Source organism: Rhodococcus sp. PD04 (assembly GCF_035918275.1).
Lineage (GTDB): Bacteria > Actinomycetota > Actinomycetes > Mycobacteriales > Mycobacteriaceae > Rhodococcus > Rhodococcus rhodochrous.
Map to the genome: position 1 here is coordinate 379,204 of NZ_CP142144.1, position 18,311 is coordinate 397,514.

General features: G+C 63.3%; 8 protein-coding genes and 2 pseudogenes. 5 read left to right on the plus strand and 5 right to left on the minus strand.

Annotated features, from left to right (window positions below; all coding sequences use genetic code 11):
• Positions 1-52: 52 nt before the first annotated feature.
• Positions 53-2,038 carry a cutinase family protein gene (locus U9J23_RS26055; RefSeq protein ID WP_192379049.1) on the minus strand — a complete coding sequence of 662 codons (1,986 nt, stop codon included), beginning with the start codon at positions 2,036-2,038 and terminating at the stop codon, positions 53-55.
• Positions 2,039-2,479: 441 nt separating this feature from the next.
• Here U9J23_RS26055 and U9J23_RS26060 point away from each other — a divergent pair, with 441 nt between their 5' ends.
• Together U9J23_RS26060 and istB are read left to right on the plus strand one after the other, a co-directional pair.
• Positions 2,480-3,859: a Mu transposase domain-containing protein gene (locus U9J23_RS26060; protein WP_272269664.1), complete on the plus strand. Its 1,380-nt coding sequence runs from the start codon at positions 2,480-2,482 to the stop codon at positions 3,857-3,859.
• Positions 3,856-4,701, plus strand: coding sequence for an IS21-like element helper ATPase IstB (istB, locus tag U9J23_RS26065; protein WP_159419419.1), 846 nt, complete (start codon positions 3,856-3,858; stop codon positions 4,699-4,701). The genes U9J23_RS26060 and istB overlap by 4 nt, the downstream gene beginning before the upstream one ends.
• A 1,109-nt stretch (positions 4,702-5,810) precedes the next feature.
• Here istB and U9J23_RS26070 read toward each other — a convergent pair.
• The 4 genes from U9J23_RS26070 to U9J23_RS26085 all read right to left on the minus strand — a co-directional run bounded on the left by U9J23_RS26070 (position 5,811) and on the right by U9J23_RS26085 (position 10,372).
• Positions 5,811-6,446, minus strand: coding sequence for an RES family NAD+ phosphorylase (locus U9J23_RS26070; protein ID WP_272269666.1), 636 nt, complete (start codon positions 6,444-6,446; stop codon positions 5,811-5,813).
• Between the two features lie 9 nt (positions 6,447-6,455).
• Complete coding sequence (locus tag U9J23_RS26075) at positions 6,456-7,073, minus strand: hypothetical protein (RefSeq protein WP_041804393.1); 618 nt, start codon at positions 7,071-7,073, stop codon at positions 6,456-6,458.
• Between the two features lie 1,733 nt (positions 7,074-8,806).
• Positions 8,807-9,940: an IS630 family transposase gene (locus U9J23_RS26080; RefSeq protein ID WP_268655833.1), complete on the minus strand. Its 1,134-nt coding sequence runs from the start codon at positions 9,938-9,940 to the stop codon at positions 8,807-8,809.
• Positions 9,941-10,033: 93 nt separating this feature from the next.
• Positions 10,034-10,372, minus strand: coding sequence for a histone-like nucleoid-structuring protein Lsr2 (locus U9J23_RS26085; protein ID WP_088899677.1), 339 nt, complete (start codon positions 10,370-10,372; stop codon positions 10,034-10,036).
• 1,905 nt (positions 10,373-12,277) lie between these two features.
• Here U9J23_RS26085 and U9J23_RS26090 point away from each other — a divergent pair.
• The 3 genes and pseudogenes from U9J23_RS26090 to U9J23_RS26100 form a co-directional block, all read left to right on the plus strand.
• Positions 12,278-12,874, plus strand: a pseudogene (locus U9J23_RS26090) (IS1634 family transposase); the annotation flags it as partial.
• A gap of 527 nt (positions 12,875-13,401) precedes the next feature.
• Positions 13,402-14,862 carry a group II intron reverse transcriptase/maturase gene (ltrA, locus tag U9J23_RS26095; RefSeq protein WP_326603236.1) on the plus strand — a complete coding sequence of 487 codons (1,461 nt, stop codon included), beginning with the start codon at positions 13,402-13,404 and terminating at the stop codon, positions 14,860-14,862.
• Between the two features lie 116 nt (positions 14,863-14,978).
• Positions 14,979-16,025, plus strand: a pseudogene (locus U9J23_RS26100) (IS1634 family transposase); the annotation flags it as partial.
• Positions 16,026-18,311 lie beyond the last annotated feature (2,286 nt).

Consider the following 18,311-nt stretch of genomic DNA (forward strand, 5'->3'; position numbering starts at 1 on the left):
CGACAGCGACCGCACCAGATCCAACGGGTGGATGGATTATGGGCGCGGGGATTCATACGGCACGTCCGATCTGGAGATTGAGCCAATCCGACAGCCATTGGATGGCACTGCGGCCTGCGTTGTCGACCACAAGAGTGTTGTAGTTGGTGTGAGCGTTAGAGGTGAAGAAGCTTGCTGCACTGAGTCCTTCGCTGACCAATGAGGCCAGATCATCGACACTCTGGGACTGTGAGAGCTCGACCAGTGAATCCGACAGCTGCCACATGTCCAGGTTCGCCTCCTGGTTCGTGATCGTCGGCGACGCAGCGTGTGTGGTCCTGCCCAGCAAGTCGGGAGCGGTCTTGGTCGGTTTGCCCGAGAGCATGTCGGTCGCTACCGATGCCAGGTCCAATCCGACGGGCAGCAAACCGGTCATCGCCGCAGCGGCCCCCACCGGGTCGGGCGCAATGCCGGGAGGGGGAAGCACCTTTTCCACCGCCGACCATGCGATCTCCTGGATCTGACCGACGATCGTAGCCAGCCTGATGACGTCGACATTCGACAGGATCGACGCGACCAACGCCGCGATCTGCGTCGCGCCGGACGGATCCGGGATCACGGCCAGCACCTGCGCTACCCACCGCAAGTCCACGGCTGCCGCCATCTCCACCAGTGGTGAGAACTGATTGTTCAACTCCCCGGCCACCTGGTGGGCACCGCGGGCGTCGAGCGCGGCAACCTTCTGCGGCAGCACGGTCAAGTTGTGCAAGATGCCGGGCATATCCAGCGAGCTCACGCCGGCCACGACGTTCAGAACCTGATCGATCACTACCGTCGGTTTGAGCACCGATAACACGCTGCTCGCCGACGCAAGCACATCAATAGGGGCGGACGCCAACGGGCCGATCTGCCCAGTCAATACGTCGGCATTCTCCGTAAAAGCACGCATCTCGGGAGTTGACGTCGGCAAGGATGGTGACTCGTTCCCGGCGAGCATGCGTGCCGTGTCGGCGATCTCGACCGCAGCGTCGACGGCACCTGCAAGATCGGAGTCACCGGCCCTGGTGAGCACGTCGTAGGCATGATGTTCGGCGGTCCCCGCCGGTGCGGCACCGAGTTGATCGGTCGCCGCAGGATTCACTGCCCCTGAGGAAAGCAGGTCGGCTAGCGGAGCAAGAGTCGACGCGATCGACTGCGCAGTCGCGGCGACTTGCCCGAGATCGATATTTGGTGCGGTGAGCTGCTGACCGAGGATCGTGACGTCGGCGCCTAGTGCCGGCAGATCCGCATCGGAGAAGTCCGCGGTCAGTGCGCCGGCAAGCTGTGTATTGCCGCCGGACGCGGTGGCACCGGCGGCGCTGGGGGTCTTGCTCAGGATCGAGCCGAGCGAGCCGATCAGCGGGTTCGTCCCTTTCTCGATCGAGCAGTACAGATCACCGGGATCGCAGATCGATGCCACCCGACCAGACAGAGCCCCCATTCCTCGAGGTCGTGGATCGGCGATGCCGTGTCCGGACGTTCGCGGCCCCACCGTCGCGGCCCCTGGTGTCCCGGCTCCCGGATCGGCCAGCAACCCGACAGCAAGCACACGACTTGCATCGACCGGTCCCCTGCCGTTGCCGATATCCGAGGCGAGATCACCTGCCGCATCGGCGCCCTGCGAATACCCCGTCAGCGTGAACTTCGTACGAGGACAAGACTGTGCGACATCCTCGAGCACCCGCGTGGCCCTCGACACCGCGTCCGCCTTGCTATCCGCGTAGGTGTGGCCGTTGTCGAACGCACGCGCCATATAGGGCAGCGTGTACACCTCGACCGCGTCGCCATGGGCATTGTTCAGGGCGTGCGCAACAGCTGCGAGCATGCCCACCGGCACAGCAGGGTCGGCGTTCTCGTCGGTCTCCCAGGTTCCAGGGATCAGCAGGTTGAACGTCGACACGCAGTCCGCTGGCTCCGCGTGGGCGACCGCGGGAACGGTGGACAGCGTGCAACCTCCAACGATGATCGTGGTGACGATCAACGCAGCGGTGCGGCGGGACCTCGAATGTCGCGCAGGCATGAGTACCTCTGATGGCCGGAAGGACATGTGTGCGCCTACGTTCACCCACACGGCCGATTTCCCCAACGCGGTGAAACCTGTCCGACGCCCACTTTCGCCCCGTGATCGGCACAATCAGCCGATCTTCAGATACGTGCGCGGCGTGCATGACGTACAGACACTGTCATCGATCGACAACGCAGACAGCTGCTCTTTCGAACCCACAAAGCAGCACCGGTGCCTCGATCGTCCATCCCCAGGCTGCCACCTCCGAAAACGCGACCACGCCCGAGCCAGCACGGAACTGCCTCACGCGTCTAGTGATGACGGCGCTCGCTGAAATTCCCCAGTAACGCTCATTGAAATTCCCCACCCGTGTGGCACCGCCAATGAGGGCGGGTCTCCTCCGATGCTGATGGTCTCTGACCACGCATCAGCCAGTCGAAGGAGACCCGCATTCTCATGCTGACATGGGAGGACGATGTGGAAGTACACGCCCTACGCAAACGAGGTTGGACGATCTCGGCGATCGCCCGTCACACCGGCCGCGACCGCAAGACCATCCGGGCCTATCTGAACAACGAACGCACCCCTGGGGTGCGCACACGCACCGAACCCGACCCGTTCGAACCGTTCGTCGACTACATCACCTGCCGGCTGCGGGAAGATCCGCATCTGTGGGCGCGGACCCTGTGCGACGAACTCGAAGACCTCGGCTACCGGATGTCCTATCAGACGCTGACCCGGCAGATCCGCGACCGCGAACTCCGGCCGGTGTGCGAGCACTGCGCGAACGCGACCGACCGAGCGAACGCGGTCATCGAGCATCCACCCGGTGAGGAAACCCAGTGGGACTGGGTCGATCTGCCGAACCCACCTGCCTCTTGGGGGTGGGGGTCGATGGCGCATCTGCTGGTCGGCTCGCTGGCACATTCCGGGCGCTGGCGCGGGGTCTCGGCGCCGGCGATGACCCAGCCGCATCTGGTCGACGGTCTCGATCGCATCTGCCGCGGACTCGGTGGCCTGACCCGTAGTTGGCGCTTCGACCGGATGGCCACGGTCTGTCATCCCGACAGCGGGCGGATGACCGCCAGCTTTGCCGGCGTTGCGAAACACTACGGCGTGACGGTGACGATCTGTCCGGCTCGGGCCGGCAACCGCAAAGGCGTCGTCGAGAAGGCCAACCATACTGCTGCCCAACGTTGGTGGCGCACCCTGCCCGACGACGTCACCGTCGAGCAGGCGCAGGCGAGGTTGGACGAGTTCTGCCGGGTGCGCAGCGACACCCGACCCCGCCGCACCGCCGACGGACGCACCACCGTGGGCGCCCTGGCCGCCGCCGAAGCGTTGTCGCCGCCGCCGACAGTGCCGTATCCGGCGATCCTCACCGAGTCCCGGGTCGTGTCGCGGCAGGCGTTGGTGTCCTATCGCGGCAACCGGTATTCGGTGCCGCCGGAGTTGGCGTCGGCGCAGGTGACCGTCACCCGGGTGCTCGGAGCGGAGGTCATCGACATCGTCACCGGCTCGCAGATCACCATCGCGCGACACCGCCTGGCGCCGGACGGAGCCGGGGTGATGGTCCGCGACCACGGGCACGTCCATGCGCTCGAACAGGTCGCGATGGCCGCCGCCGGCACCGGTGGTCGCCCGCACCGCCGCAAAGAACGGATCCCACCGGGACCCGAGGCCGTCGAGGCGGCACACGCACTGCGCCGCCGCACCACCGAGGCTGCAGCGTCGTCGTCCGATGAGTCCGACTCGGTGTCGGCAGGGACCACATCGACCGTGATCGATCTGTCGACCTACGAGCGGGCCGCTCGAGGAAGGAACACCCTCGCATGAACAGCACACCGGCCACGACGGACCCGATCCCGCCGCCGAACACCGGCGAGGCGGCCAGTCTCTACCAGCGGTTGCGCGGTCATCTGGCCGTGCTCAAACTGCACGACGCCGCCGAAGCGCTGCCGTCGGTGCTCGACCGGGCCCAGAAGGACAACCTGTCGATGACCGCCGCTCTCGAGCAGTTGCTGGCGATCGAGGTCGACGCCACCGAGGCGCGTCGGTTGGCCGGCCGGCTGCGGTTCGCCTGCCTGCCGACGCCGGCCTCGTTGGAGGACTTCGACTTCGATGCCGCCCCGAACCTCGACCGACGGCTCATCGCCGAACTCGGGACCTGCCGGTTCCTGGAAACGGCGACGAATGTGCTGCTCATCGGCCCGCCCGGGGTCGGGAAGACGCACCTGTCGGTGGGTTTGGCCCGCGCTGCGGTCCATGCCGGGTATCGCACCTATTTCACCACCGCCGCCGATCTCGCCGCTCGTTGTCATCGCGCCGCGATCGAGGGTCGGTGGGCGACAACGATGCGGTTCTTCGCCGGACCGACCCTGCTGGTGATCGACGAACTCGGTTATCTTCCGTTGCCCGGGGAGGCGGCATCGGCGTTGTTTCAGGTTGTTGCGCAACGCTATCTGAAGACCTCGATCGTCATGACCACCAACCGCGGCGTCGGGGAATGGGGTGAGGTCCTCGGTGACACGACCGTGGCCGCCGCCATGCTCGACCGGCTCCTCCACCGATCCGTGGTGCTCAACCTCGACGGTGATTCCTACCGGCTGCGCGATCATCACGCACGCTCGGAGAACCTCCGCAAAGCCACCACCGGAACCCGACAACCGCTACAGTGAACACCGCTCACGGGTGGGGATTTTCGTTGAGCACAGCTGGGGAGTTTCCCTGAGCCTCGTCAGTGATGAACCGGCCATCACGCTCAGCAGCGATCTGACGCGAACGATCATCACACGAACCGACCGTCAACCGCGGCCATCACCGCTCGAACCACCACTTGCCAGGTCGATGACCGCCCCCGGATCTCGCGAACTCTCTTACCGGGTGCCCCGACAACGTCAGGGCCGACAGACCCCGTCCAGCGAGCGCAACAAGACGCACGCCAACACCAGCGACAACCAACCATCTATGCGATAGCGCGCCACCAGTGGTCTTCTTCCTCCTGCCGGTCCAGCACCTCGCGATATTCCGCCGCACAGGCGACCGAGCACAACCCCTCATACTCGTCACCAGCGAGACGCTGCCGACACACCTCGCACCGACGCACACGGTCAGCAGGAAACCGGGCCATCCCGAACGCGGCGCTGACAACGATCAGGACGGCTGCCGCACAAACGAACACGACAGCAACACTGGACTCCCGGAACAGAACGGCAACCACTGCACACGCAAGGGCTGACAAAGCAACGGCGGCCGGCGCCTGGTGAAGATTCACAAACCATAGGTCGCAACCTCAACCCCACCCGTTACCAGTAGGCAGACCTCGGGGGCTCGCACCGAACGCCACGTCATCAACGACCCGCCACCACCGACCTCCTATAGCAAATCGCGCCGTCGAAGGCGTCATGTCCTGAGCCCAACAGAGACGCTCGAGGACACGCCTCACTGGTTCCACACGAAGGCGGAGATCGGCGACGTACCGCTCAACTTCGGACGCCGAGACCAGCCCGCCCGGCATACAACTCGACATCAGATCTGCCGACGTCACACGGCACACGGGCCGATCCCTTGCCCTTACCCGTGTTCCACCCTTTCGAATGCCCCGACACCACTGGGCCCACAGGCACTCCGGATCGACTCAGCTTGCCAGCACAGCACTGCCGACCGGACCGTCCTACTCGAAACGACCAGCGGCTCTGTTCGCCACCCTCGCCGACGCCTCCCCCACCATTGTCAACCTCCCCACGTTCAGTACGTGTGTGAGCGATGGCCATGCCCCGCAACCGGATCAAACAACGACATAGCCGAGTTCGTACGCCGCGGTATCAACGGCATCAGCCAGACCAGGATGCGACAAGGGAAGCGACAGCACAGGACGCTGCGGAAACGCATCAGCAGCACGTTCGACGACAGCAACGGACGTGCTGCCGGCAAACCGACCGCGATAGATGACCCCGTCGAGATCGGTGTGAGCGCGATGGATAGTGCGGGCCCAATGCTGCGAGAGGCGGTGCGGCACGGAATCAAGAGCGTGATTGCCCCCCACCCGAGTGGCCCATGCACCTCCACCGATACCGGACACGTCGAGCAACCGCAGAACGCGGGTGAAGCGCACACCGGTCAGATAAGGCTCACCGCGACGGCGATCGATCACCCTCGCCGATTGAAACGCTTCCGCCAATGCACCTCGGGGGCTCGAAGCGCCGTACCACACGCCGTAGCCGGGATGATCCCCACGCGGAAGCGGATGCTGATCGAACCGCAAAATCGGCCCGAACTCACGCAACGCATTCCACGGGAGAACGTGCGAGCCCGTCGTACGGTGCACGCGCCACACGATCGCGCTCGGCTGCCACTCGAGTATTTCCTTCGGCAGCAGACCTGCCGCACGAAGCTTCGCGATGGAGGGCGGTGGCGGAAGCATTGCCCCCATCTACGCTGATTCCCACTCGGCGGCGGCAAGCACGTCGACCACAATCTCGACCTCTTCGGGTGTGCCTGCGCTGCCGGTCAACCACGCGACGATCGAGACCGGCCGGCCATCGACGACCAATGACGACTGCGGCTGCGTGAGCAATGTCTGAACCGTCAGCGGGTGCAGGTCCTTCGGAATGTGGGGCATGACTTTGTCGAGGTGAGGCACGGCCCCGTTGTCGGTGAATTGCGCCGGAGGCAACAAGCGGTTGCGACCGGAGTCGAATGCCCACAGGGTACCGTCGGCGATTCGTTGCCTGATGCGAGCCGGCGTGACGCCGAGGCTGACTGCAGCGTCTGCAATGGACAACGAGGTCGCGACGAGGTTGGCCATCCGAACATCGCGATCAACTCGCGCTGCCGTGGCAGCGGCGGGACTCGCGGTGAATCCGGCATCGGTAAGCACGCGTGCGTCGTGCTCGGACAGTGCGGGCCCGGCGGGATTCGCCGTATGGAGGCTCTTGAGGATCTGCACGAGTTGATCACGGCCGATGTCGACTCCGGTCACTTCACGCAAGGCATCTTCGAAATTGAGGTCGCCTCGCAAATAGCGGCTCTCCGTCGTTGCTTCACTCACCACGACCTCCTGATTTGCGATGATTTACGCTCGCAAATACATGATAGCGAACTCGGTCAAGCACGCCCACCCTGACGACTCCCGTCGGTGTAACACCGACGCCAGCAGCCACAAAACCCCAGAACAACGCGCCACGGCCACCGCGCGCCCCCTTCCAACGGCCACGACGTCCAGGACCGGGGGTGACGCCGCCAACACCTTCTCGTCATCGAAACAGCGAAGATTGACCCTCCCGATAGAGCTGCCGACCAGGATGGTTGTCTCCGCAACGATCCCTTTCGCCGGCCCGAGAAAACGGTCGAGCAGTCCGTTGGGATGCACAACGTTCGCTTCCCGAGTCGCCGTGCCCCGGAATCAGGGACTCCGGGGCACAGGGCGGGCAGCTCCGAGGGGTGAGCGGCCTGCCAGGACTCGACCACTCCCGAGATGGAGTTGAACATTCGTCACCGCAGCTCGGTCGAAGGAGCCACAGCCAGACCGCAACATGCGTGTGGGACGTTGCGGCCGAGGTCACTGTACAAACCCGAGGGGTTCACCTCAGGTCTTCACCCCACCCGTCATGACGGGGAGAACCCCGGAGCCGTACTGCCGCCGCGTTGGTACCCCTATCTCCCCTCGGGCGGTTCAGATCTCCGAACTCCCCGAGCTCGAGCTATTCGTCCTCTGCACCAGTGAGAGACGCGCCTGCCATCCACATCGACGCCCCTCTCAGCAAGATCATCGACCGCGGCACTACCAACCCGTCAATGCAGCACCACACCCGCTCTCGACCGATTGCCGCCGCCGAGCAATTGACTCCCCTCGTACGACCCCCCAGACGACGTCGTCAGCGCGTGGCGATGACAAACCATCTCTCCGCCGTCCGTGGTCCTCACTCGCGACACCCCGGGGGCTACTACAAGAAGCAACAGGACGGCGTGCACATCCCAGGTAGTTCACCGTCGCGCCAGTAACGAGCCTTGTGCTCCAGCCACTCCCCTACCTACTCATCAACTCCGCCGACGTACGCATTTGGGACTTCCTTGCTGCCGCGCTGCTCACGGTCGCCGGCGCTTGCGAGCACCATCTCGTGGTACCTACTGTCCATGCACGCAGGAGGCGGCGCTGGTCCGTCGAAATCGATGGCGTGCAAGTCTGATTCGCGTCCTTCGACACGGCCTTGACAACGTGAGCGAATCGCTACCGGAGCCCATCGACAGTGATGGAAGACGTCGTCAGTACCGAAACCCTGTTCGACGACAGCGCACCGGTTGGGCTCGATGTAGCGCTGCACCGCCCGTATCAGAGCGGTATTCGAGATAGAACGCACCCGGCGAGAGACGACGGTGTGGTTGCGTATCGCACATCACCAGAGGGCCTGCGCTCTGCCATGTGCCCCAAGACGCCGGGACAGTAGCTACCGAAACAGTTGAATGGATAGCGACGACATAGGTCAGCATCGACGGACGTCGATACTTTCGACGCGAGCACCTCACAGCGCCCTTCTTATCCCTAACATTCTGTCCGCGACAAAGAAACAAAAGTGCCCTGCCGATCGCATACGGCAGGGCACTCGAGCAGGGTCGTCCGGTTATCGCCATCCGAAGGCGGCCACGCATTCTGCCCTATTTCCTCATTGTCGATCGCACTGACTCGGCCTCCCTAGATTTGGCCCATCGCAAGTGCTCCAACCACGGTGGACGAAGACGGGGCGAAGCGGTGAGTCGAAGCTTCTGCAGTGAGCTAGTGCCGCATCACGCAACGTTTGCCCTGTCGACGATCTCCCGTAGCTGTTGATCCTCGGCGTGCTTGTTGCGCCAGATGATGTAGCGACGGATCATCGACGCTTGCTCCCGATGACTGCCGTGGTCGGTGCCATCGAGCGCGAAGTACCGCAGCGCGGTGAACTGCGCCTCGATCCGGTTGAGCCACGAACTGTTCGTCGGGGTGTACGCGATCTCGACGTTGTTCGCCTCTGCCCACAGACCGACCCGTTGGCACTTCCTCGTGGTCAGGTGCGGCGAGAAGTTGTCGCACACGATCGCGATACGAACCTCCGCCGGGTAAAGAGTGCGCAGGTAACGGCAGAACTCGAGGAACGTGGAGCGGTTCTTCGTCGTCTTGACGTGCCCGTACAGCTTGTCCTTGCCCAGGTCGTACGCGGCGAACAGATGCCGCACCCCGTTCGGACGGGTGTAGGTCGCCCGCCGCCGGCGCCGCGGCTCCCGGTCCGGGTCCTTGTGCCTGCCGCCACGCTGCGCCCACTGCCGGCCCGGATGCGGCTGCAGATTCAAGGGACCGAACTCGTCGAGACAGAAGATCGCCTGTGGCTCATCGGGATCGGACACGACATCGCCATCGGCGATGGCATACAGGTGTTCGACCCGAGCCTTCTTCACCGCGTAATCGGGGTCCCGAGATCTCTTCCAGGTCTTCACTTTTTGAAAGGAGACACCCTCCTCGCGGAGCAGCACTCGCAGACCCTCGTGGCTGATGTCGTCGACCACCCCCTCGGCGACCAGGAACTCGGCGAGTTTGGTCAGACTCCAGGTCGAGAACGGCAGATCGTGCTCGGCGGGGGCGGACTTGGCGATCTTCTTGATCTCCCGGCGCTCCGGCAGGGTGAACTTTTTCGGCCGGCCGCCGGCGTACTTCGGGTACAGCGAGTCGAATCCGTCGGCGTTGAAGTTGTGGATGACATCACGGACCCGGTCGGCGCTGGTGAAGCTGACCTCGGCGATCTTCGGTACCGGCATGCCCTGGGCCGAGAGCAGGACCATCTGGGCGCGCCGCCAGGTCACCACCGATCCGGTGCCGCGGCGGATGATCCGTACCAGCCGTCTGCCTTCGTCGTCATCGATCTCTCGCACGCGTACTCGTTCTGCCACTCGACCAGGCTGACCGATCCCGTGGCCGACACGCCGCAACCGGTCGGCGTGTCGGCCAGAACGGGCAAAGGTTCACGGGTGCGGCACTAGTTGTCAGTGAGCAGCGACGTACTCGTCGACGAGGGATTGAGGCAGACGTCCTCGCGCGGGAACCTCGAAACCTTCTTCAATTGCCCACTCTCGAATCTCCTTGGAGCTCGGAGAATTCGGATCGGATGACCGAGCCGTTCCGGCTCGCTTCTTGCGGCCTCCGACGCGGGTCGCATGCTCGACGTAGTAGTCGATCTTCTTCCGGAAGTCGCGAGCGTTCTTCTTGTTCAGGTCGATGGTGTACTCCACCCCATCGACAGCGAAACTGATGGTTTCTCCGTCATCGTCCAACGCAGTTCCATCGATGTCGTCGAAAGTCTCAACGATTGTTCTACGCGCCACAGGTTGATCTCCTCTTCGAATGCATCCGGCCGGAGTCTAAGTAGCCTCTTGTCACCAAAGCCAAACCAACTCCGCAACCCACATCATTGACATGGACAACTCTACTCAGAAATTATCGCACGACTGCGACGATCCAGCGCCTCAGAACTTATGGCCGACAAGCCCCATAGAGGTCCGTAATCCCTTGCCTATCGCGGTTCGTCACCGTATGCGACATCAGACGACCGGGGCCTATCCGTTCATGCAGCCCGTCACACGCCCCCTCGGCCCGTTACAGCACCGTGGTCCGCAAAATTGTGAGTAGACCCGTGACCACACAAAACAGCGGCAGTGGTCCGGATCGCACCAATCGCGTACTCCGCGCCCCTCAGGTCCATACCCTGTGCCCGAGGTGCCATATGGGCGATCGCATCGACCCACAATTCCTACAGCCACGTTCGCCGCTCGGGGAACCCCATGAGTCAGCAAGCACGACACCAGACTTCGAAACAATGGTAAGTCTCGTAAACCCTCTGGCGTCGCATCGGCCACGAAGCCGTTCGACGCGGCACCACCGCAGTAACCATCGCGGCCGACGGAAACGAATCCGCAATTCGGTTCGCGCAGCGGCCCATCGGTGTCGTTCGTACCACCGCCAGAGGGAGCAATCCGTAGCAACCAACAAGCTTCGACGTCGTTTCACGTCCCCACGACAGGATTTCAACGACCGAAGCGTAGGGATTCTGAACACAAAGGTTCTCACTTGACCCGACCGCCGGAAATACGACCTCATGAGCCGATCGCGGTTCGAGCCGGACTCCCCGTCAATTAGCTCAGCACCGGCCGCGACCTCATGCCTGGACCAATACAGTGAAGAAACTGTCAACAGTAGGTGCGCCCTACGAAAGCTAGCCATCTCGCATCACGATCGCGCACGACTACTGACGCCACACTCCGCAAAGGACCGCAGACACCGCAGCGAAGGCCCAATAGAACCCGCACCCTTGCCCCCGACAGTAGCGACGGGTTGATCGAACCCTTCCTCATCACTACGCGACAAGAACTCTCTACCGCTCGTCATTTCAGCAAGACCAACCTTGGGACGGGTCCCGCACCGCGAAGACCCAATCGCGGACCGCGGACTGCACCCATCCGCAGCTGCGTGCACCAGGCCACTCCCCCACTCGAGTCGACACCGACCCACTCGAAGCTGACTCCGCCCCAGTGCTCATCCAGCCAGGTTCCCTGAGTTCAAGCTGCCGTACGACGAACATCAACTCTCCTGCACGCATGAGGCACCTCCGGGCGACCCTGTCGGCGACGCACGACCCACCAGTACACCCGACTCGCAGGCACCCTGAATCGCCCCGAGATCCGTATCAGCTCTCCCACGCGACACCAGCGACTCGAGATCCCCCATTGCGATCGTGCGCGCAGCGCAGGCGTCACACCGGACCCTGTCCCCTACTCCGTACGGATCAGGCACGCTCCATCCGCCAACGCCCAGCGACTCATCGAAGCCAAGGCACTACCCCGGACTCCTCGACGCAGTTTCACCCGAGCACGGCGCGCAGAGACCTACTTCCTCGGAGAGTCCAAGGAGCCCATCTCTGCCGGCACCCACCGCGCGGAGGGGACGTGTACTCCTTCACGATGTGCTCGTCGGCGACTTCGCCTACGGCCACACCTGTACACACTACGCCCTGGTTCATCCACGCCGCCCCTATGCAATTCGAGGACGTCAAGAGCGGTCCGATCGCGTGCTTCGGCCGTCTCACTGCCAGCCAGTAACGTGCGCCGCCGACGGCTCCTACGACCTGAGTTGCACCAGGTGAGCCGGTTTCCGGGTGGTCCGGTGTATCTGTGCAGGTAGCGACGGTGCGTGTTCGGGAAATGGCACACTAACGGCTCGGTAGACTCCGCCTCGTGGCCGCTTACATCCGCAAAGTCCGCACCGCTTCGGGAGCGACCGCGGTGCAGATCGCGGCCAAGCAGGGACGCCGGGACAAGGTGCTCGAGCACCTCGGATCGGCCCATACCGACAGCGAGCTCGCCGCGCTGCTCGAAACCGCTCGAACCAAGCTGCTCGCCGGCCAGCAAGAGCTCGACCTCGACCTGGGCACCACCACCAGTGCCGCACCGACGATCACCGGGAAGCGATCTCGGTGGTTGATTGAGGTCATTGCTGCTGCGTGGCGGCGTCTCGGGTTCGATGTGGTCGACAACGAGGCGTTCTTCCAGCTCGTGGCAGCCCGGCTCGTCGAGCCGACGTCGGTTGCGGATGCGGGCAGAGTGCTGCGGGAGATCGGGATTGCCCCGGCGCACCGCAACACCTTCGTGCGAACTCTGCAGCGGTGCACCGCCCACGGTTACCGCGACGACATCGCACGACGCTGCTTCGAGCATGCCGCCACCGCGGGGGATCTGAACCTGCTGCTCTACGACGTGACCGTGCGCCGTGAGGCGCTTGCTGTTCGAGCGGAGGTGAGAGACCTTTGCCTTGAGCCTGGCCGTAGCCAGGAGTCTATGAAGCTGGGGGCAGCCTGACCGGGGAGACGCCCGGGAGGGTGGGAGCAGCCCTGACAAAGCCGTGTCGCGTCAGCACCGCTGGATGACGTGGGCGCGGCGAGCGATGCCGAAGAGGTATACGCGAGGAACCGGTGTCATCACCTGTCTTGACGTATAACCGCCTCTAACCCTGCGGATTTGGGGCGGGCGCGGTGAGCTGTCTGCCGGAGTGACGGGCAGGCAGACCGTCCGGGGGACGAGTTACTTTTCCCGGGCGGGGCCGGCGGCGAAGGACTACGGAGTAGTCGCCGGTGGGTGCCGCAGGCAGATAGCCGGGTGCCTCCTTCGGTGAGCGAACAGCGAGTGAACACGGGAAGGTTCTCGGATCTGCCACGACCGTGGTGCAGCCGGTGCTGCGGGGTGGCTGGGTGCGTCGTCCACCGACCGATCCGGGAGCTGGCGGAGCCGCCGTAGTACTGCGAGTCCGGGAGAGCCGGACACATCGGGAAGGGCGGCAGCGACAATGGATAGGAGGTACTGCGATGGCGCAAGACGCGTCGGTGAACTCCGGCGCCGGGCCTCGGGCGGATATCGCCCGGGATCGGGTAGCGCGGACGCAGATCAAGTATCACCGGTGGGCCAAGACCGACCGCAGTGCGCGGTTCGGGGACTTGTTCAACCTCGTGTCCCACCCGGACTATCTTCGGATGGCCTGGTCGGTGGTGGCACGCAACAAAGGAGCTCGCACTGCTGGGATCGACGGTGCGACAGTGCACCGGATCGAACAGCGCGGCGAGGTCCAGGCGTTCTTGTCCGGGATCGCCGCAAGCATCGAGGACGGCACGTATCGGCCCGCGCCGGTGCGGCGGGTGCTCATCCCCAAACCGGGCGGCAAGTCCCGCCCGTTGGGGATCCCCACCGTGACCGACCGGGTCGTGCAACAGTCGTTGAAGATGGTGCTGGAACCGATCTTCGAGGCCGACTTTCTGCCGGTCTCATACGGTTTCCGGCCGAAGCGGCGAGCCCACGATGCGGTCGCCGAGATCCATTCCTACGCCCAACGCGGGTACCGGTGGGTGCTGGACGCGGACATCGAAGGATGTTTCGACCACATCGATCACCGGGCATTACTCGCACGGGTGCGGGCACGGATCACGGACAAGAAGACCGTCGCATTGGTGCGGGCGTTCCTCAAGGCCGGGGTGCTCGATGAGCTCGGCCGCCAGGGCGGCACCGATGCGGGAACGCCTCAGGGCGGGATCATTTCACCGCTGCTGGCCAACATCGCGTTGTCCGCTCTGGACGAGGCGATCATGGCTCCGTGGCAACCCGGTGGCGATCAGGCCACGCAGTGGGCTCGTCGCAAACGGGTGCGTAGCGGGATGGGCAACTGGCGGATCGTGCGCTACGCGGACGATTTCGTCATCATGACCAACGGCAGCAGAGATGACGTACTCGCCTTGAAAGAACAAGTCACCGAGGTGCTCGGCGGGATCGGACTCCGTTTGTCCGAGACCAAAACCCGCATCACGCACCTCGAGCATGGGATCGACTTCCTCGGCTTCCACCTCCAGTGGAGGCAACGACGAGGAGGCGGAAAGTGGTACTGCATGACCTTCATCGCCGACAAGGCGTTTCGGTCGATCAAGCAGACCATCCGCCAGTTGACCCCACGCCGGTCTCCTCGGCCCCTGACGGCTGTGATCGTCGAGGTCAACGCGGCACTGCGTGGCTGGACCTACTATTTCCGCCACGCGCTGGCCGGGCGACGGTTTTCCTTCCTCCGGTATTTCACCTGGCGAAGGTTCGTGGCCTGGCAGCGCGAGCAGCGTCGTTGGAACTGGTCCAAGGTCAAACGATGGCTCCGCCGTTCCGACGGCAGTTGGAGACCCATCGCGACCTCGGATGCGGTCCTGTTCGATCCCACTCGAGTGCGGATCGAACGCTACTGGTACCGCGGGACGAAGATCCCCAGTCCCTACGACCCGATCATGGCTGCCTGACCGGCACCATCGTCGTGGAGAGCCCGTTGCGTTGAAAGGCGCACGGCGGGTTCGGCGGGAGGCCCGGGGAAACGGAGCAGCAGCAATGCCGCCACCGCGCCCCGGGTCCACCCAACACCTTGTACTTCGAAGCCGAGAAGGAAGACGACCTGCGGAAAGTCGGGTACTCGAAAGAGCGCCGGGTGGACCCGCAGATCGTCGTCGGACTGCTCGTCGACCGCACCGGATTTCCTTTGGAGATAGGGTGTTTCGAGGGAAATCATGCCGAGACCCGCACCATCGTGCCGATCGTGCGGCAGTTCCAGGCCCGCCACAATATCGACGGGGTGGAGATGGTCATCGCCGCCGACGCCGGCATGTTGTCGTCGACGAATCTGAAGGATCTCGATGCTGCCGGACTGAAGTTCATCGTCGGATCGCGGGTGACGAAGGCTCCGGCGGATCTGGCCAGTCATTTCCACTGGCACGGGGACGTGTTCACCGACGGGCAGATCATCGACACCGTCACCCCACGGCACGCCAAGAGCTCGGTCAACGACATCGGTCGCCGCAGCGAACCGGTGTGGGAGCCGGCCGACACGTCGGCGTGGCGTGCGATCTGGGCGTACTCGACCAAGCGTGCCGTGCGGGACAACCAGACCCTGAACGCGCAGGAAGCCCGGGCCCGTGAGGTCGTTGACGGCACCCGTGCTGCTAGAGCACCGCGGTTCGTCAAGAACACAACGAAGGGCAAGTCCCTCGACACCGACGCTCTGGCCCGGGCGCGTTCCCTCATCGGGCTGAAAGGCTACGTGACCAACCTGCCTGTCTCACTGATGAATCCGCAGGAGGTGATGGGGAAGTATCACGATCTGTGGCATGTCGAGCAGTCGTTCCGGATGTCGAAGACCGACCTGCGGGCCCGCCCGATCTTCAGTCACACCCGGGAGTCGATCGAGGCGCACCTGACCGTCGTGTTCACCGCATTGGCGATCTCACGCTATCTGCAGGACTCGACCGGGATATCGATCAGGAAGATCGTGCGGACCTTGCGTCCCTTGCAGGAAGTCACCGTCACGATCGCCGGCCACGAACACACCGCCTTCGATCCACTAACCGACGACGCCGTGCACATCCTCGACTCTCTCGGCATCGCGAATCCCCGGTCGGGGTTGGCACACTAATCTGGTGCAACTCGGGTCAAGAGCGGTCCGATCGCGTGCTTCGGCCGTCTCACTGCCAGCCAGTAACGTGCGCCGCCGACGGCTCCTACGACCTGCGCGGCGCCCGCCCTCGAGTGCGCACCGCGCCGGATGTCGCTGCAAGATGGCTCACGGCACGCCGGGGACGGTAGACACTGACCTTTCGCTCCCTCCTCCCCTGATTTCACCGGTCTCCGCGAAATCAGGGGCGTGAGGGCACGATTCGTAATTACAGCCCGTCAATGCGTCTGCCCGACTCTCGCACACCATCGACCCGTGAAAATAAATTCGAGCCGGTGCGCGACATGAGAGGGATGATGTGATGAAATTACTGCCAGGAATATAAACCGACCGGAGGAGATCGAACCGCACTCATCGCACACAACTACATGATGCTTGGACAGCACATGACAAAGCCCCCTTGCGGGGGCTCGTCATTCGGTCGAACTTTGCCGAGATCGACCGGAACTCCGAACACCTAACGGCGTTAGTTTTCACCCTCACCGTCAGGTGTCCTTTTGGGGCCGAAGTTGCCGCTTCGACTCCATTTTGTGCTTTCACCAGGGATTTCCTTGCTGAAATCCCCGATTCCCCGAAGGGACTTACCGTGCCTGGTACGTCTCAGGGTACCCCATGCCCTGAACAGCAAACAACCTTTTCGACGACCTCCGATGAGCAGATCACACGCCCAGAGGACGAATCCCCCATTTCCCCAATCGCCAATTTCGGCGATATTCAATATTCCGACGCCGTCTCTCGCGCTAAAGAAAATATCGAACGCGTCGAAAAAATGAATGAGGAAAGCGGCCAGCGCGGCCGCACGTGGTCAATTCCCGTCTCATCGCAATTGCAGGCCAAAACCCCCATATGGTCAGGCCGCACACAATGGCAACGCCAAGTCCGCGAGATTCTCAACCGCGAAGAGGGCAGAAATCTCTGCCGGCGCCATCACGCCGACCCCGAACGTGTCTTTGCCGTCGCGGTGAGCATGGCATCGTTCGCGGACCGGCGGACAGGCCGACGCGTCACAGCGTCCCGCGAAGTACTCGCAGAACGCGCAGGGGTGTCCGTCACTGTTCTCAAGCGCGCTCGACGAGTGCTGGTCGAGTTCGGGCTGGCCCGCGAGATGGTCCGAGGACGTTTCCTACGTACACTCGAACAGTGGGCAGCTGAAGCGCATCACGGACGTAAACAGGTCAAGGCCACCAGTGTCTGGGCTCTAGTCTCCCCCAAGGTAGTCGTCCGTCGGGGCACGTATGATCGCACGACCCTGGCCCCGTCCCCCTCGCGGCGTTACACCAAGGCAGCCCCGACTCTAGGGGAGCCTCATCGTCCGCTTTATCCACAGGACGCCAGCCATGGCCCCCAATCTGTTGCTCTATCTTTTGGTACTTGTACTTCTGTTAAGAAGTACAAGACAACGCGCGCGAGCGCGCGCAGGCTCGATAACTCACATAACCAACCCCGAGAACCGCGTCCAATCGGCCTCCAGAAGGCCGCTGCGAGCTTAATTTTGCACACTCCATGCCTAGACACCGGAGAACATGTCGGAGCCGTCTGTGACGCTCTCAGGGACCATTACGTCGATCCTGAGCGATGGACTGGCCGCGATATCGCACTTGTGCTTACCGAAGACACCCGCCGACGTGGATGGATCTGGCCTACACAGGACTCGCTGAAGCATCCCATCCGATACCTTCGATGGAGACTTGCCGCTATCGACTGGTCACTCCCCTCCCCCACCGAACGCGCCGAGGCCGCGAAACGACACCGCGACGCCGAACGCCACGCAGCTGCCTCTGCCCTAGCGGAACGAGCTGAGAAGGCCGCATCGGAAGAAGTTCGGGTTAACACCATGGCGCGGATCCGCAAGCTGCTGCAGGACAAACGTTCCAAGTAAAGTGATCCGGCAACGTACGAGCTGACGACAGCATGAGAACTACCATCGGCAGATCCATCGAGACGACCGGAATGTACGCTTCGAACGTGTGTCGGCGCAGTGATTGGCCCACCGCCTTGGTTTACCGCGGTAAACCAACAGATTCTGCATATGCTGCGGAGTGGACAACTTCCGAATCGTGGCCCTGGGTCCAAGCCCGACCTACGGTTTGCCGCGGTAAACCACCTCTACTCCCCCACCTATTGACCCCAATCGGTTCGTTGGGGCCGCACTAAGGTGATCGCGATCACCTTCGCATCCTCCTACTATCTCTGGAGAGCCGGAGAGTAACAGACAAATTCGAGTACGCGGTTCGGGCGAGGCACAGC